Annotated in this window: 1 protein-coding gene; it reads right to left on the bottom strand. The window is 69.2% G+C overall.

All coding sequences use genetic code 11. From position 1 onward, the window contains the following. Positions 1-319: 319 nt before the first annotated feature. A complete protein-coding gene (locus AC2W7M_RS25495) occupies positions 320-1,237 on the bottom strand; it encodes an adenylate/guanylate cyclase domain-containing protein (RefSeq protein ID WP_486135897.1) in 918 nt (305 codons plus the stop codon). Between the last annotated feature and the right edge of the window lie 143 nt (positions 1,238-1,380).

Below are 1,380 nucleotides of genomic sequence, written 5' to 3'. Positions count from 1 at the left end.
CCGGTGGGACCTCGCCGCGCCGCGCGCCGACGGACCTGCGGGACCGGCCGGCCCCGCCGGACCCTGGGCCCCTTCGAAAACAGGCGGAAAACACTCAGCGCCAAGGCGAGCGCCAAGGCGATCTTCAGTCCTCGCATGACAAGCCTCCCAGTAAACCCGCACCTATGGTGAGGCCGCCCGCGCGCCGACACAAGCGGGAAGAAATCGCGCTTCATTAGCCGGAATAACAATTGGAGCGATCTTATTTTCCTAGGGAAAAATTAATGCCACCCCGGTTGTCCGGCTTACCGCTCTGGAGGCGGAGAACCCTTGCGGATGCTCAATCCTGGCTTGCCGCCACCGTCGCGGTCGCCCGCTCCAGACACAGGCCATAGAAGCGCGCGAGACGGGCGGGGGCCGCCTGGCGGAGGTCTTCCGCCAGAAGCCGCGCCTGCCCGGCGTCGCCGCGCTCCAGCGCATCCACCAGCGCGCCATGCCGCCGGGCCAGGGTCTCGAAGCCGGGCGACGCGGCGAAGGCGCCGTCGCCCGCCACCAGATGCAGCCGGCTCGACTTGGTCTTGCCCTTCAGGGTCAGCTCGTCCGCCGCCAGGAAGGCGAGGTCGCCGGCAGCGTCCCGCGTCGCCTGGGAGACCAGGATGTCGGTGCGCAGGCCCTTGGTGGCGCCCTCGATGCGCGAGGCGAGATTCACGTCGTCGCCGAGGCAGGAATATTCCAGCCGCTGGTCGGAGCCGAGATTGCCGACGCAGCACGGCCCGGTGGCGAGACCGATGCCGCAGCGCACCGGATGGTAGGGCCGTCCGTCCCGCTCCGCCTGCGCGCGCCATTCGCCATTCAGCGCCTCAAGCCGGGCACTCATGGCGAGGGCGCAGAGCGTGGCGTTGCGGGCGTGGTGGGGATCGTCCAGCGGCGCGTTCCAGAACGCCATGATGGCGTCGCCGATATATTTGTCGATGGTGCCGCCATGGGCCAGCACCACCTCGGTCATGGGCGTGAGATACGCGTGCATGAAGCGCGTCAGCGCCTGCGCGTCCATGGTCTCGGACAGGGTGGTGAAGTCGCGCAGGTCGCAGAACAGGATGGTGATCTGGCGCGTCTCGCCGCCGAGCACGAGCCGCGAGGGATCGGCGGCGAGTTTCGACACCACGTCCGGCGACACGAAGCGGCCGAACACCGAGCGCACCCATTTCTTCTGCCGCTGCTCCTCGCGGTAGAGCGCGAACACGCCCACCAGGTACACCGCGAGCGCGGTGGCGCCCGGCGGCCAGGGATCGGATCAGCCAGGAGTCGCAGGCCGGGGTCGAAAGGCCAGGCGAAGGGAGGCCCGGCCCGAGCGGAGACCCGCCAGCCCCACGACGACAGCCAGAACGTCGAACCCCATCG

Source organism: Xanthobacter sp. BG11Y11_SDJG (assembly GCF_057364445.1).
This window is presented reverse-complemented; position numbering and strand designations above follow the sequence as displayed.